The following is a 24623-nucleotide window of genomic DNA, read 5'->3' as shown; positions in this document are numbered from 1 at the left end:
TGTTATCCCTCCCTTTTCCTCTTGGGTTGATGTAAATCAAGAAACAATCCTAAAGTATCTCTCATCTCATTTCTAGAAACAACCTTGTCTAATTGTCCATGCTCCAATAAAAACTCAGCAGTTTGGAAATCATCAGGTAATTTCTGACGGATGGTTTGTTCAATAATTCTTCTGCCGGCAAACCCAATTAAAGCACCAGGCTCAGCTATATTAATATCCCCTAAGGAAGCAAAGCTTGCAGATACTCCTCCTGTTGTTGGGTGAGTTAAGACACTGATGAATAGTTGACCATGTTCATGTAATTGATTGAGGGCTGCACTAGTCTTGGCCATCTGCATGAGGCTGAATACCCCCTCTTGCATTCTAGCTCCCCCTGATGCAGCAAATAATATAAAAGGCTTGTCCTCACGAATGGCATGCTCAATAGCACGGGCTATCTTTTCTCCTACTACGGAGCCCATGCTTCCCATACGAAAGCGGGAGTCCATTACGCCAATAACAACAGGATACCCTTTTATTTTACCTTCACCTGTAACGATAGCCTCGTTTAAATTTGTTTTTTCTCTATCTAATTTGGATTTTTCCAAATAAGATGGAAAATTTAATGGGTCTTTAGCGATCATATCTCCATCGAACTCTTGAAAAGTTCCTTCATCCAACGTGAGATCAATACGTTCGTAGGCTGAAACATTAAAATGATGCTGGCATCTTTCACATACCATGTTGATTTTTTTTAATTCCTTTGTATACATTATCGTTTTACATTTCGGGCATTTTGTCATTAAACCTTCAGGAACCTCTTGTTTTGCCTGCTCTGTTGGTATAGTGGCATATTTTTTCTTTTTAGAAAATAAATCACGTATCACGACCTGATCTCACCTCTTATTAAAAATCTTCCTAGTTTCATTTACTATTTATCCACTTATTGGTTTACATATTCTATTAATGGACTAATTATGAGTATCCTATCTATGTGAAATGAAAATTTGTTCTATCATACAATTTTCATGCTATAATTTCAAGATAAACTATTAGTAACAGGTACTAAGAAATTTCTATTAAAATCGACTATTTTCCAAGTGATTCCTCAAGGAATTCACGGCTGTTTGCTCATCCTTTCGAGCAACAGCTTCAAAAATAGCCTCATGTTCTAATATAGCATTTTCCATTCTTCCCTTCCTAGACAAGGATTCCTTAATAGCTACCTTACTATATTCTACTAATGGACGCCAAATGTTGAGCATTAAATTATTATGGCTAGATTCGACAAGGGTTTTATGAAATAAATAATCTTCTTCAACAGGAATTTTACCGTCCGTCCATTTTTGCTTAGATTGGAGAATAAGGTTTTCTAATTTTTCCAATTGATATTTTGAAGCTCTTTGGCAGGCGAGTCGGACAGCTTCAATTTCAATAATCCGTCTCGTTTCCGCTAAATCCTTTCTTGCCTGTTTATTTTTCAGAAAAAATCTAGCAAGGATTTCAGCAAGCCTGTGTCCCCCAGACTTTTTAATAAATGTTCCTTCCCCCTTGCGAGTTTCAATCAAGTCTAATAGCTCCAACGCACGAAGTGCTTCACGTACGGATGATCTTCCAACCTTCAAGCGCTCAGCAAGCTCCCTTTCTGAGGGGAGTTTATCTCCTGGAGATAATTGATCATCAACAATAATCTGATCTATTTCCTTCAAAATGTTTAAATATACTTTTTGATTCGTTTTCATCTCACAGGACACCTACTTTTTCTCATAATAAAATGGAGTTCAAAGTAATCTAGCATCGACCTTTTACTGATTAATAAAAAGGCCCCCCCTGAACCCCATCCTTCTATTAGTTTAGCTGCGAGAGATAATATACATTAGACCTCTAAGGAAGCTTAATCTTCGTCTATCATCGTTAATTCTTTCGTTCTTTTTTCTACTTCTTCAGGAGCAACTTTACGGCGGGCTACTCCTGTTTCCATTGCTGCTTGCGCTACACTTCTTGCCACTGCAGGTGCTACTCTAGGATCAAATGGACCCGGAATAACATAATCTGCGTTCAATTCAGACTCAGCTACTAGTTCCGCAATAGCCTTAACAGCTGCAACCTTCATTTCTTCGTTTATATGTGTAGCATACACATCTAATGCCCCCCGGAAAATCCCTGGAAATGCGAGAACATTGTTTACTTGGTTTGGAAAATCGGAACGCCCTGTACCAATAACGCTTGCTCCAGCTTCCTTCGCATCATCTGGCATAATTTCTGGAACTGGGTTGGCCATGGCAAAAATGATAGGGTCTGGGTTCATGGACTGAATCATTTCCTTCGTTAAAGCACCGGCTACAGAAACGCCTACAAAAACATCTGTGCCTGCAATGACATCCGCTAATGAACCTTCTTTTTTCTCTCGGTTCGTAACAAGTGCAAGTTCATGCTTTAGGTCATTCATTCCATATCCACGACCTTCAAAAATAGCACCCTTTGAGTCACATAGAATAAAATCCTTACATCCCATTGATTTTAAAAGCTTAATAATTGCTATTCCTGCTGCACCTGCACCATTTACAACCACCTTAATTTCTTGTATAGATTTTCCAGTAATTTTTAAGGCGTTTAGTAATCCTGCCGCAGTCACAATGGCTGTTCCATGTTGATCATCATGAAACACAGGGATATTCATTTCTTTCTTTAAACGTTCTTCAATCTCAAAGCATCTAGGAGCTGCAATATCCTCTAGGTTAATACCTCCAAAAGTAGGTTCTAGAAGCTTTACAGTTTCCACAATTTTGTCTACGTCGCTCGTATTTAAGCAAATTGGAAATGCGTCCACTCCCGCAAATGACTTAAATAGAACAGCCTTACCCTCCATAACTGGCATAGCTGCCTCTGGACCAATATTTCCAAGTCCTAATACAGCAGTTCCGTCGGAGACAACCCCTACCATGTTACCTTTAACAGTATATTCATATACTGTCTGAGGATCCTCAAAGATCTCTTTACACGGTTCAGCAACTCCCGGTGAATAAGCTAACGACAGATCTCGGGCATTTCGAACGGCAACCTTTGCCTTTGTTTCTAATTTCCCTTTTTTCATGCGATGCATATGTAATGCTTCTTCACGTATTGTCGCCACTTTCCCCACTCTCCCTTTTTACTTTATCGAAGTGGTCAGACCACCCCAAGTCAATCTTCATTATAACAAATAAATCTTAATTGAGACACCCTTAATGTTTAAAGGAGGGACAAAAAATGCCCACCAATGTAAATAGTGGGACAAATATCATACCTTTGTCCCACTTTTTAAGATAACGTTATTCACTCCTAGCATACCCTTTAATTTCATTAAAAAAGACTTATCACTTGAAACATTCCACATTTCTGTAAGGGTAATAGCTTTTTTTGTCCGTTCATAATAAAGTATGACGGATATATCACCTGGATTATCCTCTAATATTTTTTTTAATTGGTCTAGTTTATTTTGTTTTTCCATCAGTGTGGAAATTTTTAAATATAGTCTTCCTTTTTCTTTCTTTGCTTGTTTTGCTTTTAGATTGGAAATTGTTATACATTTTACAAGAATAATTTTTACTTCTCCATTGTGTTCTTGCCTTTTCCCTTCCACAAATAACAATTCCCCTTTTTGAAGCTTTAAACGATTTTTTTCTAATTCGGCAGGGAATACAGTGAGATCAATACTACCTGTTTCATCAGTAAAATGTACGAATGCCATCTGCTGTTTTTTCTTCGTTTGTATTACCTTAACATCCTCAACAAGGCCCGCAATTCGAACTACTTCTTCATTTCCCTTCTTTTCTTTAACACCATGAAGGGGGAGTCTAAAGTATGGAGCTACAATGGTTAGTTCTGACTCTATTGGATGACCTGAGGCATAAAAACCAAGAACCTGTTTTTCAAAATTTAATTGCTCCCTTTCTGACAATGGGGGAACAGAAATATATTCAGGCTCCTTTAATTCTTCATAAAATAACTCCGTCTGCATGGTAAGAGTATGCTCACGGTACTTCTCTCCATACTCCAAAGCCTCTTCAACACTTGCTAATAATTGAGCTCTTTCTGGATGAAGTTCGTCTAATGCACCAGCTACAACCAAAGCATCTATAGCCCGTTTTGGTAAAACTTTTGCAGGTATCCTTGTACAGAGGTCAAACAAACTTTGAAAAGGGGAAACTTCCCTTTCCTTTACAATAGATTGAACAGCTGGCAATCCCACATTTTTCACAGCGGCTAAACCAATCCAAATTTCACCATTTTTAATTGTAAATTGAGCACCGCTTGTATTAATGGAAGGAGGATGAACGATTATTCCTTGCCGTCTTGCTTCAGCCACATATTCCCCTAACTTTTCATGATGATGGACAACAGTCCCCATTAAGGCACTAATAAACTCGATGGGATAATTAGCTTTTAAATAAGCTAAGTAATAAGCAATAATACTGTATGCAACAGCATGACTTCTATTAAATCCATAATTGGCAAAACGGACAATTAAATTATACATTTGACTTGCCACTTCTTCAGAATAGCCTTGTTTAAGAGATCCTTTGATAAACTTTTCTCTCTCTTGTTCTAAAACTTCAAGTTTCTTTTTCCCTACTGCTCGTCTTAGAATATCAGCTTCTCCAAGGGAGAAGCCTGCCATCTTTGAGGCAATTTGCATGATTTGCTCTTGATAAATTAATACACCGTGTGTCGTTTTTAAAATCGGTTCTAAGGTGGGATGGGGATAGATTACATTTTCTTCCCCATGCTTTCTTTTAATGTATAATGGAATGTTCTCCATCGGTCCGGGACGGTACAATGCGTTTACAGCAACAATATCCTCAAATTCTGTAGGTTTCAAACGCTTTAGGACACTTTTCATACCAGAGGATTCTAACTGAAAAATACCGCTGGTCTCCCCTTTACCTAATAATTCAAATGTTTTTTTATCATCTAATGGAATAGAAGATAGCTGTATATTGACTCCACGATTTTCTTTGACAGACCTTAAAATCAGCTCTATAAAGCTTAAGTTTCGAAGCCCTAAAAAATCCATTTTTAACAAACCAATTTCCTCTAAATCTCCCATTGGAAACTGTGTTAAGTAGAGTCCATCATTCCCCTCTTGCAGGGGAACCACATCTATTAATGGATTTTTACTCATAACCACCCCTGCTGCATGAATGGAGGAATGCCTTGGAAGTCCTTCCACATCCCGAGCAATTTTAAATAATTCTTTTATTTGCTCCTCTTTTTCGATCCACTCCTTAAGGAAAGGAGATTCCGATATGGCTTGGTCTAACGTTATTTGTGGGCGAGAAGGAATGTTTTTTGCAATTTTATCAATAATAGCTAATTCAATTCCTAGAACTCTTCCCACATCCCTGACAGCAGCTTTTGCTGCCAGTGTTCCAAAGGTAATAATTTGTGCAACATGGTCTTTACCATATTTATCCTTTACGTATTGAATTACTTCATCTCTGCGGTTATCAGGGAAATCAATATCTATATCTGGCATAGAGATTCTTTCTGGATTAAGAAACCTCTCGAACAACAGTCCATATTTAATTGGATCGACATCTGTTATTTTTAGAACATAGGCAACGATAGATCCAGCAGCGGATCCTCGACCTGGTCCAGTTAATATGTTTTGTTGATGGGCATAGTTCATGAAATCTGCCACAATGAGAAAATAATCCTCATAATTCATTTCACTTATTACTTTAAGTTCATATTCCAAACGCTTGGTAATTTCAGGAACTGGGTTACTATAACGTTCCCTCATTCCTTCATAACAAAGATGTTTTAAATACTCCTTCGCACTCCTACCATCAGGAACTGGAAAATGAGGTAAAATAGCTTGGCCAAGCTCTATCGTAACGTGACAACGATTGGAGATTCGAACTGTTTCGGCGCATGCCCCTTGCCAATTATGAAACAACTCAATCATTTCTTCTGGTGACTTCAAATAATAATGCTCAGATGAATATCTATTCGGTAATTCTTCTAGTTTCATTCCTAACCGGATAGCCTGCATTACTTTATGGGCAGACCTTTGTTCAGGTACAGTAAAATGAACATGATTACTTGCAACTAAAGGAACAGTAAGTGCCACATCCTTTAGCCATTCGGATAGTTTTAACAGTTTCTCTCTTTCTGAGGGCTGCCAGTGATTCTGAATTTCTATAAAAACATTATTTTCTCCAAAAGTTTGTTGAAGCCATTGGAAATGGTTTGAAGCTTCCACTGTTTGTCCATTATTGATACACCCCTGTACGAAACCTTCTGCAAATGGAACAATAGCTATCATACCTTTATTATTCTTTTCCAAATCAGAATAAGTTATATAAGGACTAAAGCGTGAGTATCTTTCATTAGCATAAGTTGTTAAACGGGTAAGAGATTTGTACCCTTCATTATTTTCTGCTAAAAGTACGATTCTGTTTTTTATAGCTTCAGTGTCATTATGGTCATCTGGTGCATATGCTAATTCCACCCCGATTATTGGGTGAATCCCACTTTCCTTACAAGCTTTATAAAAAGGAATAACTCCGTACATGGCATCCACATCTGTTAGGGCCAGCGCTGTGTACCCTAGTGATTTTGCGCGGGAAACTAACTCCTTTATTTTCCCTGTACTTCTAAGCAAACTGTATTCACTATGTACGTGTAAATGAACAAAGGACATAAATGCTCCCTCCTTTTCGGGAAGTAATATCGTTTAGATGGCTGTTTTCAAAAAGTTTGTTTTTTAGATAATATATATGGCTTGAATCCGCTCCAGGCGGACAATTTCCGCGGGCAACGCTGGAGTCACCGCCTTTCGCTTTTCCAAGCTTTTCAACGAACAACAAAGTCTGCGGAAACAGCCTTTTATATACTTTCGAAACGGAAACACATGTTCTTTTCATTGAGAATTATAGCATTTTGGAAAAGTATTTAAAAGTAATTCCTGCTTTTTGCTTTTGTTGATTTAGTTTGATTTTAAAAATTATTTTTAATAAAGAAATAGTCTTTCGCATATCTTCTGACCTTTGTCCATAAAAATGTACAAAGAGGTAAGTCAGAAGGAGGAGCATGGACATGGATAAAGATTTCCTGGCAACCTTAGTCATTGACTATTTTGTTGCATTTGGTGTTATTATTGGTGGAACTATTATTGGGGGGATAGGGGCTTACTTAATTGGTAAACCTCCCTTATCCATTATGTACGACTTAGCATCAAGTTTAAAGATTTGGGCTTTAGTTGCTGCTATCGGGGGAACCTTTGATGCTATTTCTAGTTTGGAAAGGGGTATTTTCGAAGGTACCCATGCAGATATATTTAGAACGTTGATGATGATATTTTCTGCTTTAAGTGGTGCCCATACTGGTACTGTATTAATTCAATGGATCACACAGGAGGGAGCTGGATGAGAATCCCTCCTTTATATAATGACAAAAGCTGGCAGCGCTTTTTTGCCGGGTTTATATTAGGAATGTTATTTGGATGGCTGTTTTTTCTTTATCACTTTGGATTAGTCCATGAAAAATTAGTGATGGAAATTAATAAGCAAAAGACAACCATTGAAACACAAGAGAATAAAATAGAAAGCTTACAAAAAGATCAAGCTGAAAAAAATGAACAAATTCAAAAGAGTTTAACCGTTCAGGACATTACAATCAATTTTGTAAACGAAAAGGATGTTAAGTTAAGTGAATTAACCCTTCATGATATTCGTAGTAATATAACTAATGAATTAGAAGATCTAAGAAATAAAAATATTGAGACAGTAAGAAACTCGAAAGAATTGTTAATTAAGGCTGTTGAGAACAAAGCGTTTTTAATTAATAGCAAACGGTTTCACTTAAAGATAGAACAATTAATAATTGATACATCTCTTGAGATAAATGTCCGAATAGAAGCAGCGGAATAAAATACTACATTAGGCTTTAAAATTTGAAAAAATTGTTAATTTATTGGTTTTTCTTATAATAAAAGGTATAATAGATATACCTAAGTTGACGTTTGGAAACAAGTCATTTTATAAATTAGTCTCATTTTGATAAAATAAATTTTGATGAAAAGGAGGCTAAACAGATGTTTGTAATAAGTCGTAGTAAATTGGCAATGGAAAAAGTAAAGGCCATTCAATCTGGTTATTCTGCTTACACCGAAACAGAGGCAATTTCCCATTTAATCAAAAAAGAGTTAAACAATTTAGGAATTGAAGTAATTGAAGATACCAGTTCTTTAGGATCTTGGTTTATACCAGTAGATAAAGTATAATCAGTTTTTTCATGGTGCTGAATATCTTAAAAAAGATTGTCCTGGTCCGGACAATCTTTTTTGTTTTGGATAGACTGGAAAATTCTAATCCTAATGTAAATTTCGTAAACTTTGACAGTCCTTTTATAATGTATAATTAAAAATTTGCACAAAGCTCATCCAAATCCCGTAGTACTTCCTTCGTTTCTTCCCATGACAAAACATGAGCTCCTGATGCCATTGGATGACCTCCACCATTATACCGTCCAGCAAGATGGTGTATTTCAGGTCCCTTTGACCGAAGACGAACTCGAATTAGATCCTCTTCTTCCACAAAAAATACCCATGCTTTAATACCCTTTAGAGTGGAAAAAGTATTAACAATATTAGCTGCTTCCTTAGAGGTTACTCCAAATTCTTTTAGTTTATCCTTAGTCAAATAAATGACACCAGCCCCTGATGGCCTTAATTCAAAGTTAGATAGAACATAACCCTCCAAACGGGTTAATGGCAATGATTTTTCATACAATTTATCGTACAACTCAGGTCGGGAAAACTCTTTTCTTATTAACTTCCCAGCCCAATGGAAGGTTTGTTCCGTTGTGTTTGGAAATCGGAAGCGACCTGTATCGCCAACAATACCAGCATATAATAAGCGAGCTGCCTCATCCGATAGCTCCGCCCCATCCTTCTCAAATTCTAAAAATAGTTCGCAAATCATTTCACTTGTTGAACTTGCTGTTTCATCTACCCAGGCTATATCGCCATATTCATCCACTTCAGGGTGATGGTCTATTTTGATTAAAAAATCCCCTTTTTCATACCTTTCATCATCTATTCTCTCACGGTTAGCTGTATCACAAACAATAATTAATGACCTTTGGAATACTGCATCCCCTACCTCATCCATCTCCACTAAAAAACTTAGGGAATCATCTCTTTCCCCTACTATGTACACTTTTTTATCAGGGAAATGTCCTTTAATTACTTCCTTTAGACCTCCCTGGGAACCTAATGCATCCGGGTCTGGCCTAACATGACGGTGAATGATAATAGAATCATATTGTTTAATTTTTTCAAATATTATATCCTTCATTCTTACTTCTCCTTATGTTACATTGTTCAAATAGAATGTTAAGTTGACAGGTAAACAGACAGAACTTGGACTTTTTCCTTTAATTATGCTAATTTACTATTGGAATGATTTTTTTAGCCCACTTTAAATGTAAGGAGTCAAGCCATGCCAATAACACTTGTTATTATTGTCGTATCACTAGTATTATTTGTCTATTATAAAGTTCAGCAAGCAAAAGCTGCAGGGTTTATGGAGAAACGATGGTATTCTTCAAAAGGCAGTATTGCCGTTGGTTTATTCTTTATATCCTTTGGAATCAATGCTTATAATAGTCTTGGTTCGCAAATTGCTGCCATTGTAGCAGTTCTATTCGTTTCCTTCGGCCTGGTTAACGTGATTTTAGGTACAAGGGATTATCGAAGGTTTTTGCCGTTAGCCAGAAAAGAAGTGGAAGAAATGAAAAAGGCAGAAACAGAAAATTAATTTTCATTAAGGAAGTTTAAAAAAGGAACAGTGTGCTTTGAAAGCTGCAGCTGTTCCTTTTAGTTTACCCAAATTACCTGTCAATTAACTGCGCCATTAACATAGCTTTTCCTACAATTTGACCTTCGTGGAATATTTCCACATCTACCTTACCAAACTTCCTCCCCACTTCAAGTACCTTCGGTAGTATTCTAATCTTACTTTCTATTTGTACTGGCTTTATGAAAAACAGCGTAATATTTTCCACTACTAGGTCGCCTTTTTTATATTTTCTTAATACACGGCTTCCCGCTTCTGTCACAATCGTTGTAATAACACCGTAGGATATCGTCCCTAGGTGATTTGTCATTTGTGGGTTAACCTCTAGTTCAAAGCAATAATCCTGTGAGGTCGATACGTCCTCAAAATGCCTTGTTACTAAATCCTCGATGGTTTCTCCTACATGGGGCTGACGTTGCAGCATTTGTAATGCCTTTAATACATCCTGGCGACTGATTATTCCGACTAACTTTTTGTTACTCCCAATAACTGGTAAAAGCTCAATCCCCTCCCAAACCATCATATGTGCAGCAGAGGCTACGGAGGTTTGAGGAGTTACTGTAATAGGATGTTTAGTCATTACTTTCTCCACTTCAACGAATGGGCTAACCCCCATTACATCTTTTGCCGTAACAATTCCTTGTATTTTTAAATCATCATCTACAATTGGATAACGACTATGTCCTGTTTTATTGTTTAATTCATGCCACTTTTCTACCGTATGAGAAGTGGTTAAATAGCTCGTGTCCTCTAATGAAATTAAAATATCTTCCACAAGAACAATTTCCTTTTTTATTAATTGATCATAAATTGCTCGGTTTATCATTGCGGCCACTGTAAATGTATCGTATGTTGTGGAGATGATGGGAAGCTCTAAACTATCTGCCAGTTGTTTAACGTCTTCACTAGTATCAAACCCCCCTGTAATTAATACAGCAGAGCCTTCTTCTAGGGCAAGCTTATGGACTTGTTCTCTGTTCCCAACAATAAGTAGGTTACCTGCTTCTACATAACGCATCATCGCTTCTGCTTTCATGGCACCAATAACAAATTTGGTTAGTGTCTTATATAATCCATTTCTGCCCCCTAGAACTTGTCCATCAACAATATTGACGATTTCTGCATAGGTTAACCGTTCAATATTATCCTTTTGTTTCTTTTCAATTCTAATTGTACCTACCCGTTCGATCGTACTGACAATTCCTTGGTTTTCTGCATCCTTAATTGCTCTGTAAGCAGTTCCTTCACTCACATTCAATGCCTTTGCTATTTGTCTTACGGAAATTTTGTTACCGACATCTAGGGATCGAATGTGCTGTAATATTTGCTCGTGCTTTGTCATCGAGCGCCACTTCCTTTGTTTAAATATCTGTTCTATATTATTCCCGTTATCTGTACTACTACAATTATAGACTTACACGAGGTATACATCAAGAATATTCATAAAACAGTTGCTAGTGAGGACATTGTTTTCGTAAACTTTCTTTATTTAGGAGCTGGAGAAGCGGAAGGCGGCGACTCCAGCGACGAGCGTTTACTTTACGAGTATGCTTCGAGTTGTCTCGACGGAACCAGGACGGTGACATTACGCCGTTGCCCACAAGCGGGACCTGAAACGCTTCCTCGAGTAGTTTGTGTCGAGTAATTGCAGACGAAGGACGTGGGCTGCCTTTAGGCGTAATTGGTCCGCCTGAAGCGTATCCAAGCTTATATTCTCTTTAAAACAACTTACTGTTAGAAAACAGCCTATTGAATTTAATATGACAAAAGTAAAAGCCCAAGGGCATCGTAATTACCCTTGGGACTTATAAACTAGCTAATTTAAGTCTGTTCAAACTGGGAGGCTCCCTTTTGTATCAAAGCTATGTTTTTAATACCATCGTTAAATTTCAAACGAAGTTGATTGAAGCGCAAGGCAGCCTGTCTCTTCCTCTACAAGCTTAGCTTTGTAGCGTATGCGTCGAGACAAATCGATGTATATTCGACGAAGTAACGAATTTTCTAACGGGAAAAGCAACGGCTGAAGACACACCGCAGGGACGAGCGTTACTTCAGAGAGGCATCACGCGTGATGCCACTTGAGTAAGCTTCGAGTTGTCTCGGAGCGTCATCGTTTACGATGACTCTTGGATGTAGCTCCAAAGCGAAGCTAGCAAATGTTTTGCGACGAGTAATCGCAGGAGCAGAGGAAGAGACACAGTTTTTTCCCGAGGAGGCTGAAGCGTAAATCAACTTCTAAATTTAGCACAGCCAAACAATTTTCATTTATCGTGGTGTCTACAAAAACATGGGAGTTTGATCAGGCTCTATAATGTTAAACTGTCTCCTGGATTCATGACTATCCCTTCCGTTGATCCTGTCACTTTTTCCACGAAGGCACTAGGGTCTTGTTCAATAACAGGGAAAGTATTGTAATGAATTGGAACTACCTTTTTGGCTTTTAACCACTGGGCAGCTAATGCAGCATCCTCAGGCCCCATGGTAAAGTTATCTCCGATTGGTAAAAACGCTAAATCAATATCATTTAATTCCCCGATTAATTTCATATCAGAGAATAAAGCGGTATCTCCAGCATGATAAATTGTTTTTCCCTCTGCTTTAAATAGAATCCCCGCAGGCATACCTGTGTAAACTATATTCTTATTCTCCTCTTCCGTAAAGGAGGAACCATGGAAGGCTTGTGTAAATTTAACTGTTCCAAAAGAAAATTTATGAGCTCCACCAATATGCATCGGGTGTGTGTTAACACCTTTCCATCCCAAATAGGTTGCTAATTCAAATGGTGCTACTACTAAAGATTTATTGGCCTTTGCCAATTCAACCGTATCTCCCACATGATCGTTATGACCATGTGTTAAAAGAATAAAATCTGCTTTTACTTTTCCAGTCTCTAAATCTGTTGTACCATTTCCCGTAATAAAAGGATCAATAAAGACATTTGCTCCATTCACCTCAATTTTAACTACAGAATGACCATGATAAGAAACTTTCATAATACCCTCTCCTTTTCCTTTACTACTCTTCTATTTACTTGATACCCGCCCAAAATCCTTCTTATTCATTAAAAATTTAACTATTAAATATAATTTTTTTTCACATCTTTTGATAAAACTGCCTATTATTATAGATTGTTAATGGACATATTGGTAAGATGGGCTTAGAAGATATGGAGGAGGTTACATAATGATTCAACAACGGAGCAAGGCACTAAAGGATTGGATGCATGAAAATCATATTGACGGAATTATTTGTCAATCAAGACCAAACGTCTTTTATCTAACCGGATTCGATGCAGATCCTCACGAAAGGCTTTTGGCAAAATTTCTTTTTCCACAGGCTAAATCTTTCATTGTGTGTCCTGGGATGGAAGTGAACCAGATAGAGAACATTTATAAGGAAGGCGACATTATTGGCTATAACGATACAGAAGATCCTTGGAAAAAAATCCAAAACGCTTGTAAAAAGAGAAATTTACACATTTCAAAACTTGCTGTAGAACAGGGTATTTCTTGGGAACGGGTGAAAAAAATTGAAAAAACCTTCCCAACTGTTGAATTGGTGGAAGTGGACCATGCTATTTTATCTCAACGAATTATTAAAAGTGAAGGAGAAATCACGATTCTTCAGGAAGCAGCAAAGCTCGCTGATTTCGGAGTAGAGGTTGGTATTAACGCCTTGAAAGAAGGGATCTCTGAGATGGAGGTCCTTGCAACTATAGAATTTGAATTGAAAAAGAAAGGGATTCGGGAAATGTCTTTTTCAACAATGGTTTTATTTGGTGAAAAAGCTGGCGATCCCCATGGAAGCCCTGGAAGCAGAACGTTAAAAAAAGGAGATGCGGTCCTTTTTGATTTAGGTGTTGTTTTGAAAGGCTACTGTTCAGATATTACTAGAACCGTATTTTTTGATCATGTAAAGAAAGAGGAACAAGAGGTATATGAAATTGTTTTAAAGGCTCAGGAGAGGGCATTACAAGCTTGCAGACCGGGAGAACCAATTTCTCAGCTAGACCTAGCGGCACGGCAAATCATTTCGGGTCACGGTTACGGAGACTACTTCCCACACAGGATTGGTCATGGGTTAGGGATAGAGGTTCATGAATACCCATCATTCAATGAAACAAACGATTCCCCGTTACAACCTGGTATGACTTTTACAATTGAACCTGGTATCTACCTTCCGAACAAACTAGGGGTTCGCATTGAGGATGATGTGTTGATAACAGAGCAAGGATTCAAAACCTTAACAAAATTTCCAAAAGAATTAACAATCGTACCAACGAAATAAATAAAAAAGGAGACTGGGACAAGAGTATTTTTACTAATAAGAAATCCTAACAAACTAGATGTAGGTGCAATCTACCCGCTTCGGAAATATACTTCGCTTTCCGCGGGCGGCTGGTGAGCCTCCTCCAATTACGCCTAAAGGCAGCCCACGTCCTGTGGGCAACGGCGTAATGTCGCCATCCTGGCTCCCGCACTGTGGGGTCTCACCTCTGCCTCTGCTCCCGCAGGACACTGATTACACATCCTTGAGATTGCCCACGCACGAAGAAAATGTGCTAACATTTTCGAGGAGTCTACGTATATCTCCTCCGCTAAGGTAGTGCATTGTTCTTACTTCCTATTAAACACTTTAGTTATGTCCCAGCCTCTTTTTTCGTAGACTTTGTTGCAATTTAAAAGCTTGGAGTAGTGGAAAGCGTCCGTATGTGGCGGATCCAAGCAATACTTCCTATACGATAAAATGCCTATCACCAAAAGAGCCTAATTCCTATTCCATATCCACGTTTGAAAATGATCATTTCTATCCACTCGTTTAACGACTGCCCTAACTATTGATTCATAGCCATTTTTTTCAAGAGAGCTTATTTGTTCATTTGTTATAGTATCTCTCGTTAAGTCAAAGTAGGTTAGAATTTGTTTAAAGGACTCCTTTGCTTCTTGTTCCCGTACGATTGTATTCCCTTCTTCGTATTCAAAGGAATCTGGATTTTCATATTCCCATTCATAGTATATATCTTCCGTTACTATCGTTACCTTTAATATTTTATGGGAGTACCAGGAAAATTCGTTTCCTTTTACATCAATGGGAGATGTAAATAAAAACCCTATAATAACAATCAATAATAGTATTTTTTTCAAAAGAAAATCACCTCTTTTTTCACAGTTTGAGGTGATATTTAAAGAAATATACTTGTTTACAGAAAAAGACTATTAACGATAACGATGAATGACATCTGCTCCTCCAGTGATCTCAATAACAGCGCCTGTAATCATATCTGCATTTTCACTTGTAAGAAAACTTACTGTTCGAGCAATATCCTCACCGGTACCAGGCCTGCCAATTGGAGTATCTTTATCTATTATCGTTTTTGCCTCATCAATTGTTGCTTCCTTCATTTCCCCTGTAATTTTTCCTGGACAAATAACATTTGCTGTTATTCCATTTTCCGCTTCTTCAAGAGAAATGGTTTTAGTTAGGGAAACAAGACCGACCTTAGCAGCTGCAAAGGCAGATCGGTGAAGCCACCCCGTCGAATGATCGGCCCCTTGGAATCCATATGTAATTATCCGTCCGTATTTTTGCTTTCGCATTACAGGTATGATTTCTTTGAGTAAATAAAAGGCGGAGTTTAAGTTTCCATCTACCATTTCGTTCCATTCTTCCTTACTATAATCAGCCAACTTCTTTCTTTCAAATATATAAGGCCCCGCATTCATGACTAATACATCTATCCTACCCCATTTGTTTAAACATTCGTGAACGATACGGATTAGGTCCTCCATTTTGGTTACATCCCCTTGAAGGAATTGAATACGGTCTATTTCACTTTTCCACTCTTCCTTTAACTGTTTAACTGCATTCAAGTCGCTATGATAGTGAATGGTTACCGAAAATCCGTCTTTCAGCAATTGTTCCGTTACTTTTTTACCTAATCCCTTTGAACCTGCTGTGATCAATGCATGTCGCACCGGACCACTCCTTTAACATAAAATAATTCTAAATCTATTATACTTTTGAAATGTTCATCATGTAAAAAATTATGATTATTTATATGTATCCATTGTTTATTTGTATTATGTTATCGTTCCCTATTATGCCACCACATATAAATGACAAACCTGTTACAATTCAATAAATTTGTTATAATGGAAGTATAGTATCGATTTTGCTCTGATGTTTTAAAGAAGCGAAATAAATTAAGAAGTTTTGGAGGTTTTCATCGTTGACTGTTCATTTCAACTACAATTCCCGCCTTGGAATTTCCGTTCCTGAATTAGATGTGGAGTGGGAATATTTAAGTCCAGAAACTCAAGCACATATATTAGAAAAATGGGAAGAAATTCGCGGAGACATTCCAGACAGAATTAAAGAATTAGAAGTAAAGATAAATTATTTACAAGAACAATTAAATGAAGAGGATGAATTTTATCAAAGCTGTAAGATTAATTCTCAAATAGCAGAATTAGCATCCATTATCAATGATCTATGGATCTGGTACAGAACCGGAGAACATGTGGAAGTTAAAGTTCATTCTTAAAAAACAGTTCCATATGTAATGATAAAAGATGGCGAAAACTATGTTTTAATAGCGCAAGGCACGAGCTGTCTCTTCCTCTACTAGCAAAGCTTCGAAGCGAAGCTTTGCTAGTAGAGGAAGAGACACAGTTTTTTCCCGAGGAGGCTGAAGCGTAAATCAACTTCCAAATTTAGCGTGCATCCAAAATAGTTTTCATTTATCGTAATGTCTATAAGGTCATGGGAGTTTGAGTCCCCCTTTACCTCATTTCCTTCTCAATCAACCAACGTTTTTGATAAAATGCATGGGAAGCATCTGTAATATGTCTAGCGAACTGATAATTAAAGGAAGCTCCTGCAGCAATACCGAAAACCGGAATGCCTTGAACTAATTTTCTACGTGCAAACATAACGATAAAAAGCTTTAATATTTGATTTAATGGCTGCTGTAACCAACCTTGGCTAGTAATATCGTCATCTCCCTCGTAAAAGATCCAATCTTCATCCGTTTCCTTCATCTCATCAAACAATTGATCCCAAGCATCTTTTTGAAGGGGATGTGGAAGAGAGATAGCGTGAAAAACTTTTAATACGTACATCATCTCGTATGGTTTTCTCAAATCATATCCATATGTTAACGCCATTAATTGAACTGTTCGTAAGTTTATTGCAAGCATGAGAGGTAAGTCACTTAAGGTAAATATTACTCCCCCTAATCCAGTTAACCCACCTTGCCCTAATGCCACAAGCCTTTGTCGTGCCAATTGTTTTTTTGCAATAAAGCGGAGCTGATCAATAGATAGTTTTTTCATATCCTCGATGGTATGAATATCCGAACGGAAAATCCTTCCCTGAGAAAATAAATTGTCCCTCACTTGTTTATCAAAACGTCCTTGTTGAACGATAGCCTGTAGGTGAAATAAGAAATCGTCGAGTCGTTTCAGCATTCGACGGTTCCAATCACTTCCAAAGGTTTGAAAGCCTGCGTTAACCATTTTTTGATAAGTTCTCGAAAAATCGGTGCCTTTTCCATAAAAATGGAGATTTTCCCAGCTTTTAATATCACTGAAAACCTGTCTTTCCCTTTCTGTCCATGACATGAGACAACCCCCTTCCCAAGAAATTTACAAAATAAAATTCCAACTAAAAGTCCTCTCTTTTAATTAGATATTCACCACAACTCGTCCTTAATCCTATCATTTTTTACTATAAAAAGGGTGTATCGAAAGGTTAAAACCTCTCCTTTGATACACCCTCTAATTAATTGTTCTATTGTGTTAAACGAATAGTATCTCTGGCGATCATTACTTCTTCATTCGTTGGAATAATCATTACTTTTACTGGAGAATGAGGGTAATTAATAAACGCCTCTTTCCCCCTTACCTTATTTAAGGATGGATCCCAGTAGATACCCATGAATTCAAGTCCTTTCATAACTTGAGCACGGATTACATCGCTATTTTCCCCGATACCTGCAGTAAAGATAACTGCGTCTAGCCCATGCATACGTGCAGCATAGGAACCAATATATTTATGGATTCTTGAAGTAAAGACTTCTAATGCTAATCGAGCACGTTCATTTCCTTCTTCAGCAGACAATTCAATATCTCGAAGGTCACTAGAAAATCCGGAAAGAGCCAACATTCCACTCTTTTTATTTAATACTTGAATAACTTCCTCCGCACTTAAACCTGTTTTTTCCATAATGTAAGGGATTAATGCTGGGTCAATGTTACCTGACCTTGTACCCATTGTTACACCCGCTAAAGGAGTGAACCCCATGGAGGTATCAATAGATTTTCCACCTTCAATTGCTGCTATACTTGCACCGTTTCCTAAGTGGCAGGAAATTAATCGAAGATGCTCTAATGGTCTTCCTAAAATTTCTGCAGCACGTTGGGAAACATATTTATGGGAAGTTCCATGGAATCCATATTTACGAATTCCAAATTTTTTATAATACTCGTACGGTAAACTATATAAATATGATTCTTTTGGCATCGTTTGATGAAAAGCAGTATCGAAGACTGCAACGGAAGGTACATTTGGCAGTACTTCTTGGAAGGCACGTATCCCCACAAGGTTAGCTGGATTATGAAGGGGGGCTAATTCCGATACTTCTTCTATACCATTTATCACATCTTTGTTTATGACTACTGAATCGTTAAATTTCTCACCGCCATGTACAACACGGTGTCCAATACCATCAATTTCATTTAAGGATTCAATTATTCCATATCCAGTTAATTTATCCAAGAGAATTTTTACGGCAACAGAGTGATCTGGAATATCTGTTGTTTCTTTCTTTTTTTCCCCATTTACCTCAATGGTAAAAACGGCATTGTCGAGACCTATTCTTTCAACAACACCTTTCGTAAGTACTGTTTCGTCCGGCATATTTAAAAGCTGAAATTTCAAAGATGAGCTTCCAGCGTTGATAGCCATAATTTTTGACATTCTAAAACCGCTCCTTCTGTTTTCGAATCTTAGTTACGTGAAAGGTATACTTTTTTATCCAATTCACTGATAAGGTTAGTATTTCTAAAACTTATGGAAATAACTATTTATTCCTAAAAGGAAATCTGTAGTATAAATACCATACAATATTAAACCACTCTATTTTAGGAAATGCAACCACTGTTTCATAAAAAAACTAAAACAGAACTATAACACAGATTTTGCTATATACTGTCGTCCATTAGTCTTTGCCGTTATACTAACACGTATCCTGTTCTCCAACAGTTTCGTAGCGATTAAAATATCTCCAATTAAATTAATGACAATTTAGTGAACTAGTTTACTCATTCCTTAAATAATCATCAAACCACTGTGAAATTCTTTTCGTCATATCACTAAGGGCACTTTCATTAGAAAAGGAAGGAAGTTCCACTAATAAAGCTTGCTTTGGTGGATTGATTTCAGCTTTCTTTTTACGTAACACGAGAATACTTTTTCCCCAACTATTACTTTTAAACATTGTTTTCGGTAACTGCATAAAGGAATAAATGTATCCTTCTTTTTTAATAAATGTATGTAAATTCTTTGCTTCCTCCGATTCAAACAGAAAATTAGGTACTACAAAGAAAAGAAACCCTCCTGGTTTCACGTGTTTAAATGATTGTTCCATTAACAAATGGTGTACAAATGACTTTCCTTCTTCGGAAGCTAGTTCATAATCCTTTGCCACTTGTTCCTTGGGATATAAACCAATCGGTAGATCTGAAACTACCACATCAACATTTTTAACAAATGGAGATGCAATACTATCTTGATGAAGGAGATCTATGGAATGCTCCTGTAGGTTAGAACTTACAAAAGCTATACTTAATAACGTTTCATCTGCATCCGCGCCAATACCATGTGCGTTATTGTTCATTTGATTCATTACAGCAGTTAATAGATTTCCAGCCCCTACTGCTGGATCTAATATTACTGCTGGTTGAGAGTTATCCTTTTTTTCGTAAGACATAACTTTGTTAACTAGATAACCGATAAATAAGCTTACAGTATCGGGTGTCATGGTATGATGTGGTTGGGTTCCCTCTTTCATTCCTTTTAGGATCCCTAATTGCATAGCACGTCGATACTCCTCTTTCTTTATATTTTCAAGTGATTCAAGACCATCTAACATTTCTTCAATTATTTTTTTATTTTCTTCTGTTAACGGTTGAATCACCTCTTTCTGAAATATTACTTCCCCTACTTGCGCCAATCCTTCCAAATAAGTTATATTTAGTTCGTTTTGAAAGATATTCGCCCCTTTATCTATAACAAAAAACAGCTTCTCTGTATTTGTATTCACATTCTCCACTCCTCGTACAAACTGCAATATTATACCTAGTTTCCTATTGTAGCAAAAATCTTTATTCCTTAAACCCCCTCGTTAAAAAAAAAGAGGGAAAAGCTCTAGCCGATCAGCTTTTCCCTTCTAAACAATTAATTACTTTGCTTTTCTTGCTGCCTCTAAAGCAGCATCGTAATCTGGATGCGTCGTTACCTCTGGTACGTATTCCACATGTACAATAGTATCGGAGCTATCAACTACAAAAATGGAGCGGGCCAAGAGGCGAAGTTCTTCAATGGCCACACCATAGTTTTTACCAAAGGATAAATCACGATGATCTGATAATGTTTGCAAATTTTCAATGCCTTCAGCAGCACACCAACGCTTTTGTGCAAATGGAAGGTCTACACTAACCGTTAACACTTGTACGTTATCTAGGGTTGCTGCTTCTTCATTAAATCTACGTGTTTGCTGCTCACAAACTCCTGTGTCAATAGAAGGAACAACACTAATTAGACGTACCTTCCCCTTGGAATCCTCTAAAGTAACTTCTGAAAGATCATTAGCCAAAACCGTAAAAGCTGGTGCTTTCTCCCCAACCTTTACTTCATTACCTAATAAGGTAACTGGGTTCCCTTTAAATGTAACATTTGCCATATAAATACTCCTCCCTTGTAATTATGTACATACATAAAATACCACATGTTATAAAAGTAAAAAACTTATATGCTCACAAAAAAGTGAAAAGGGTGTGTCGTAGCCATTACGGCATTTTGACACACCCTTTTCAAAAAATTAATCGTCAACTCTAATATTAATATCTGGCTGTTGACTTTGCTGCTGACCGGTTGGCTGCTGATTATTATTTTTTTGGTTCGTTTGCAGCATTTGCTGGATCTTGTCTACAACTTGTGGTGTAAATTCCAAAAGCTTTTCGTATAAATGCGTGTTTTGATCTAAGTGAACCATGTTTACTCCCTTACCACTAACTACAAGAAATGCTATTGGTGTGATGGATACACCACCACCACTACCTCCACCAAAAGGGTGCTTTTTTTCTGTTTCTGTGTTAGTTTTCGGAGTATGTTCGAGAACGAACTCACTTCCACCTGCTGCAAATCCAAAGCCAACTTTAGAAATCGGCAGAATAACACTTCCGTCTGGTGTCTCTACAGGATCACCAACGATGGTGTTTACATCTACCATTTCCTTTAAATTTTCCATTGCTGTTTTCATTAGTCCCTGAATAGGATGATCAGACATTTATATCCCTCCCTGCTGTATCTGTGCTTTTGAACAAGGTTCTACCTTTTTTCCAGTGGCGTAGAACCTTTAATCCTGCAAGGATAGCATGTCCGATTCTAAAGGAAACCATGCATTCAAATGAAGTTTTTAACAACATTTGCTGAAATTGTGGTACTACGCTAATTTGGGGCTTTGTTTTCCAGTTCATATAATTGGATATGACACCGAGAGTATTACCCTTAATCCCCCAAAGGAGTCCTGAAGCAGACCCAGTCAAAGCTGCATCTCCTGTACCGATTTCTGATTCCCAAAGGAACTTATCAATAGACATTTTTTGCATGAATTTTCGAAGAATCGTATGAAAGCCAACCACGTGTTTTAGAAAACGATGAAAATGCTTTAAATCGTCTAAAAATCTATGTAGGGTAAACTTCTCCTTAATATCCTTTTCCCCTAATGCACTTTGCCTTTTTTCCTCATAAACAACAGAGGGTGTTTCGTCATCAATGGCCAGCAAAGGTAAATTTACTGAGTATTTTATAAAGCCTAACGTTCTAAATTGGAGGGATAATTCATCGTCTTGTCCGTTATGAGAATAGTTAATTAATACCTTCATTTTTATAAAAAATAATAACGGCAGCAACATACATAAGAGTAATATTCCTACTAAAATGTACTTCATAATATCCCTCCTTCCACTCCCCATTATCGCCTATAAATAGAAAAATAAACCTGTTAGAATTGTATCCAACAGGCTATAAATTATTCTTTTTAAACTTTTTCCCTTTCCTCTAAAATTACGTGTGTGTCACCTAAGATGTCGTGTAGTCCTTTTTTTCGGGGATGGAAAGGAACAATAATATACAAAGCATTTGTAATAACTAATGATTGATGAATATACCTTCCCACTACCTCTCTCATTAATACATCTTGCCAACTAAGTCCTACTTTTTTATCAGAACATACCTTTATTCCCATTATCCGTTTCCCTAATGTTTGATTCCACCTTTTAGTTGTCAATACGAAATAGCCAAAGCTGATTATTGTGGAAACAAAAGCTCCTAAGGAATAGACTCCTAATGTCAGTTCACCCATATTGGTCCATAAAAGAAATGGTGTTAATAAGATACCATTTATACTTGCTACAATAATAAGATCAATGATATAAGCCCAGAACCTCATCCAAAAACCAGCTGGTACACGTTTTTCCCTACTGTCTATGGTTGAATCATCTCTGTCCATTTGTATCTGTTCTTCATTTAAGGAAGTATTCGATTCATTCACTTAACTCACCTCAATCTGTATATAAATACATCATTCTAGGACCTTGATTATGCTGCAGTAAATTCTTAATACCAAACAGCTCACTTTCGTTGGAAAAAATTCTTTGAACTGTAAGTGAGAAAAGGGAAGCAAGCCCAATATGTGACTCATATTCAACTACATCTAATTCTCCTCTTCCCAAATCTTCTCGCAGAATGCCAATTACATCATCTAAATGTCCTAATCCATCAATCATTCCTAATTCATAAGCCTGCTTACCACTGTAAATACGACCATCAGCAAGATCGTAAATGTCCTGGCGAGTTAAATTTTCTCTTCCAGCTTCAATGACATCCACAAACTGTTCATAGGAATCATCAATCATATCTTGGAGTATTTGCCGTTCATCCTCTGTCATTTCCCTTGTTACTGACATAATATCCTTATACTCTCCACTTTTTATAACTTCAGAACGAATTCCAAAATTCTCTGCTAATTCAGCGATATTTAACGATTGCATAATTACCCCAATAGAACCGGTAATGGTTTGTGGATTAGCAAAGACCTTATCTGCGGGTGCAGCTATGTAATAACCACCACTTGCTGCCATACTCCCCATGGAAATATAGATAGGCTTTCTATATTGCTCTTGTATTTCTACTATTTTATCGTGTATTTCACTACTTTCCACTACACCGCCTCCTGGAGTGTTAACTCGAATAATTATTCCATGAACACTTCCATCCTCCGCGGCAGCATCTAATTGCTGCAAAAAGCTTCGATGATTATAGCCTACCGACTGGAAAAAGCTTGGAGCATCATAGCTGCTATCAATGGTTCCATTTAAATGGATTACAACTATTTTTCCTTGACCATTACCTCGATCAATTATTTTTTCTTCAAATTGCCGTTCTTGGAATATTTCCTCCCAACTAGTGGAAAATACGGTTGTAAACATTGAAAAAGCACTAGATACTAAAAACAAACCTAAAGCCACAAAAAGGGCCACCCAACGTTTTGTATTCATAAATATAAGCCTCCGTTTCTATGAAATTCGCTGTTTTTATAACTAATAAAGAAGGAATTACCGAAATTATCGAGAATACACAAAGAAGGCGATAATTTCGTCGTAACTTGTATATTTAAGTTGAAAAAGAAAGGAAGTAAGAAAGTATGTCTGATCGAAAAAATGTTTTTTTATTTTATAACAACACAGATGTTACAGAAGATCAAATTAACAATCTAAAGGATCTTGGTAGAAGCTATGGATTCCGACTCGTCCAAAATGCGGAGGACGCTAATATTATTGCCAGCATCGGCGGAGATGGTGCATTCCTCCAAGCAATTCGTAAAACTCATTTTCGGGATGACTGTCTCTATGTAGGGTTAAATAATAAACATCTTGGTTTCTATACAGACTTTGATATTAACGATTTAGAACACATAGAAGCTGGGTTACAATCAGATACTCTTGAAGTACTGCGATACCCAACCATCGAAGTTACAGTAGATGGTGTACAATCGTTTCAATGTTTGAATGAATGCTCCATTCGATCCAATATTATTAAGACTTTTGCAATAGACGTTTACATTGACGATATCTATTTTGAAACATTCCGTGGTGACGGTATGGTTGTTTCTACTCCTACTGGTAGTACTGCCTATAATAAGTCACTCCGAGGTGCGATTGTGGATCCAAAATTAAAAAGTATGCAGCTGACGGAAATCGCTTCTTTAAATAACAATGAATATCGTACCTTGGGTTCACCACTTATATTAAGTGGTGAAAGGGAATTAGTTTTAAAAATTGTCCAAGATGGCAATGATTATCCAATTATAGGGGCGGACAATGAAGCATTAAGTATTCGCCACTCCCATGAAGTACGTATTAAATTATCAGAAAAAGTAATTAAGACAATTAAAATGAAAGATAATTTGTTCATCCACAAAGTAAAACGAAGCTTTCTATAAAAATAAGGGGTTGT

The 24623-nt window shown here is 37.1% G+C and carries 24 protein-coding genes; 7 read left to right on the top strand and 17 right to left on the bottom strand.

The annotated features are described in order from the left end of the window. Positions 1-2: 2 nt before the first annotated feature. The 4 genes from accD to dnaE all read right to left on the bottom strand — a co-directional run bounded on the left by accD (position 3) and on the right by dnaE (position 6667). The gene (gene accD, locus J2S74_RS11820; RefSeq protein WP_307325843.1) at positions 3-866 is read right to left on the bottom strand and encodes an acetyl-CoA carboxylase, carboxyltransferase subunit beta; all 864 of its coding nucleotides are present in this window, start codon (positions 864-866) and stop codon (positions 3-5) included. 192 nt (positions 867-1058) lie between these two features. Further along, positions 1059-1721, bottom strand: coding sequence for a FadR/GntR family transcriptional regulator (locus J2S74_RS11815; RefSeq protein ID WP_307325840.1), 663 nt, complete (start codon positions 1719-1721; stop codon positions 1059-1061). 152 nt (positions 1722-1873) lie between these two features. Further along, on the bottom strand, positions 1874-3112 hold the full coding sequence (gene ystJ, locus J2S74_RS11810; protein ID WP_307325837.1) for an NADP-dependent malic enzyme: 1239 nt from the start codon (positions 3110-3112) through the stop codon (positions 1874-1876). Positions 3113-3259: 147 nt separating this feature from the next. Next, positions 3260-6667: a DNA polymerase III subunit alpha gene (gene dnaE, locus J2S74_RS11805; protein WP_307325835.1), complete on the bottom strand. Its 3408-nt coding sequence runs from the start codon at positions 6665-6667 to the stop codon at positions 3260-3262. 389 nt (positions 6668-7056) lie between these two features. On the opposite strand from dnaE, the gene ytrH reads away from it, so the two are divergent. The 3 genes from ytrH (at position 7057) to J2S74_RS11790 (ending at position 8248) form a co-directional block, all read left to right on the top strand. Further along, the gene (gene ytrH, locus J2S74_RS11800) at positions 7057-7395 is read left to right on the top strand and encodes a sporulation membrane protein YtrH (protein ID WP_307325834.1); all 339 of its coding nucleotides are present in this window, start codon (positions 7057-7059) and stop codon (positions 7393-7395) included. Beyond that, positions 7392-7895, top strand: a complete 504-nt coding sequence (gene ytrI, locus J2S74_RS11795; RefSeq protein ID WP_307325832.1) for a sporulation membrane protein YtrI — start codon at positions 7392-7394, stop codon at positions 7893-7895. The genes ytrH and ytrI overlap by 4 nt, the downstream gene beginning before the upstream one ends. A 164-nt stretch (positions 7896-8059) precedes the next feature. Next, positions 8060-8248 carry a YtzJ family protein gene (locus tag J2S74_RS11790; RefSeq protein ID WP_307325831.1) on the top strand — a complete coding sequence of 63 codons (189 nt, stop codon included), beginning with the start codon at positions 8060-8062 and terminating at the stop codon, positions 8246-8248. A 136-nt stretch (positions 8249-8384) separates the two neighbouring features. On the opposite strand, the gene J2S74_RS11785 is transcribed toward J2S74_RS11790, so the two are convergent. Beyond that, positions 8385-9323, bottom strand: coding sequence for a DHH family phosphoesterase (locus J2S74_RS11785; RefSeq protein ID WP_307325829.1), 939 nt, complete (start codon positions 9321-9323; stop codon positions 8385-8387). 144 nt (positions 9324-9467) lie between these two features. Between J2S74_RS11785 and J2S74_RS11780 the strand changes: the two genes are divergently transcribed. Next, complete coding sequence (locus tag J2S74_RS11780; RefSeq protein WP_307325826.1) at positions 9468-9785, top strand: YtpI family protein; 318 nt, start codon at positions 9468-9470, stop codon at positions 9783-9785. 73 nt (positions 9786-9858) lie between these two features. Here the strand turns inward: J2S74_RS11780 and J2S74_RS11775 are convergent, their stop codons facing one another. Both J2S74_RS11775 and J2S74_RS11770 read right to left on the bottom strand, forming a co-directional pair. Next, positions 9859-11166, bottom strand: a complete 1308-nt coding sequence (locus J2S74_RS11775) for a CBS domain-containing protein (RefSeq protein WP_307325823.1) — start codon at positions 11164-11166, stop codon at positions 9859-9861. Positions 11167-12130: 964 nt separating this feature from the next. Then, entirely contained in the window at positions 12131-12817 is a 687-nt protein-coding gene (locus tag J2S74_RS11770) for a metal-dependent hydrolase (RefSeq protein WP_307325821.1), read from the bottom strand. 190 nt (positions 12818-13007) lie between these two features. Here J2S74_RS11770 and J2S74_RS11765 point away from each other — a divergent pair, with 190 nt between their 5' ends. Then, the gene (locus tag J2S74_RS11765; protein ID WP_307325818.1) at positions 13008-14111 is read left to right on the top strand and encodes a M24 family metallopeptidase; all 1104 of its coding nucleotides are present in this window, start codon (positions 13008-13010) and stop codon (positions 14109-14111) included. 479 nt (positions 14112-14590) lie between these two features. Here the strand turns inward: J2S74_RS11765 and J2S74_RS11760 are convergent, their stop codons facing one another. Then, on the bottom strand, positions 14591-14968 hold the full coding sequence (locus J2S74_RS11760; protein ID WP_307325816.1) for a hypothetical protein: 378 nt from the start codon (positions 14966-14968) through the stop codon (positions 14591-14593). A gap of 72 nt (positions 14969-15040) precedes the next feature. Continuing rightward, a complete protein-coding gene (locus tag J2S74_RS11755) occupies positions 15041-15799 on the bottom strand; it encodes an SDR family oxidoreductase (protein WP_307325815.1) in 759 nt (252 codons plus the stop codon). 254 nt (positions 15800-16053) lie between these two features. Between J2S74_RS11755 and J2S74_RS11750 the strand changes: the two genes are divergently transcribed. Continuing rightward, entirely contained in the window at positions 16054-16368 is a 315-nt protein-coding gene (locus J2S74_RS11750; protein ID WP_307325811.1) for a hypothetical protein, read from the top strand. Between the two features lie 238 nt (positions 16369-16606). Here the strand turns inward: J2S74_RS11750 and J2S74_RS11745 are convergent, their stop codons facing one another. The 8 genes from J2S74_RS11745 to sppA form a co-directional block, all read right to left on the bottom strand. Next, positions 16607-17446: an EcsC family protein gene (locus J2S74_RS11745; RefSeq protein ID WP_307325809.1), complete on the bottom strand. Its 840-nt coding sequence runs from the start codon at positions 17444-17446 to the stop codon at positions 16607-16609. Between the two features lie 169 nt (positions 17447-17615). Further along, positions 17616-18803, bottom strand: coding sequence for an acetate kinase (locus J2S74_RS11740; RefSeq protein ID WP_307325807.1), 1188 nt, complete (start codon positions 18801-18803; stop codon positions 17616-17618). Between the two features lie 340 nt (positions 18804-19143). After that, entirely contained in the window at positions 19144-20148 is a 1005-nt protein-coding gene (locus J2S74_RS11735; RefSeq protein WP_307325805.1) for a class I SAM-dependent methyltransferase, read from the bottom strand. A 138-nt stretch (positions 20149-20286) separates the two neighbouring features. Then, a complete protein-coding gene (gene tpx, locus J2S74_RS11730) occupies positions 20287-20787 on the bottom strand; it encodes a thiol peroxidase (RefSeq protein WP_307325803.1) in 501 nt (166 codons plus the stop codon). Between the two features lie 138 nt (positions 20788-20925). Continuing rightward, on the bottom strand, positions 20926-21393 hold the full coding sequence (gene ytfJ / locus J2S74_RS11725; protein WP_307325802.1) for a GerW family sporulation protein: 468 nt from the start codon (positions 21391-21393) through the stop codon (positions 20926-20928). Beyond that, entirely contained in the window at positions 21386-22057 is a 672-nt protein-coding gene (locus tag J2S74_RS11720) for a DUF2953 domain-containing protein (protein ID WP_307325801.1), read from the bottom strand. The genes ytfJ and J2S74_RS11720 overlap by 8 nt, the downstream gene beginning before the upstream one ends. An 89-nt stretch (positions 22058-22146) precedes the next feature. Then, the gene (locus tag J2S74_RS11715) at positions 22147-22659 is read right to left on the bottom strand and encodes an RDD family protein (protein WP_307325799.1); all 513 of its coding nucleotides are present in this window, start codon (positions 22657-22659) and stop codon (positions 22147-22149) included. Positions 22660-22669: 10 nt separating this feature from the next. Further along, a complete protein-coding gene (gene sppA / locus J2S74_RS11710; protein WP_307325797.1) occupies positions 22670-23665 on the bottom strand; it encodes a signal peptide peptidase SppA in 996 nt (331 codons plus the stop codon). 146 nt (positions 23666-23811) lie between these two features. On the opposite strand from sppA, the gene J2S74_RS11705 reads away from it, so the two are divergent. Then, a complete protein-coding gene (locus J2S74_RS11705; protein ID WP_307325795.1) occupies positions 23812-24609 on the top strand; it encodes an NAD kinase in 798 nt (265 codons plus the stop codon). Positions 24610-24623: the final 14 nt, after the last annotated feature.

It is taken from the genome of Evansella vedderi, assembly GCF_030813435.1.
Classification (GTDB): domain Bacteria; phylum Bacillota; class Bacilli; order Bacillales; family Salisediminibacteriaceae; genus Evansella; species Evansella vedderi.
The sequence above is the reverse complement of the archived record's forward strand: the minus strand, read 5'-3'. Positions and strand labels throughout refer to the sequence as shown.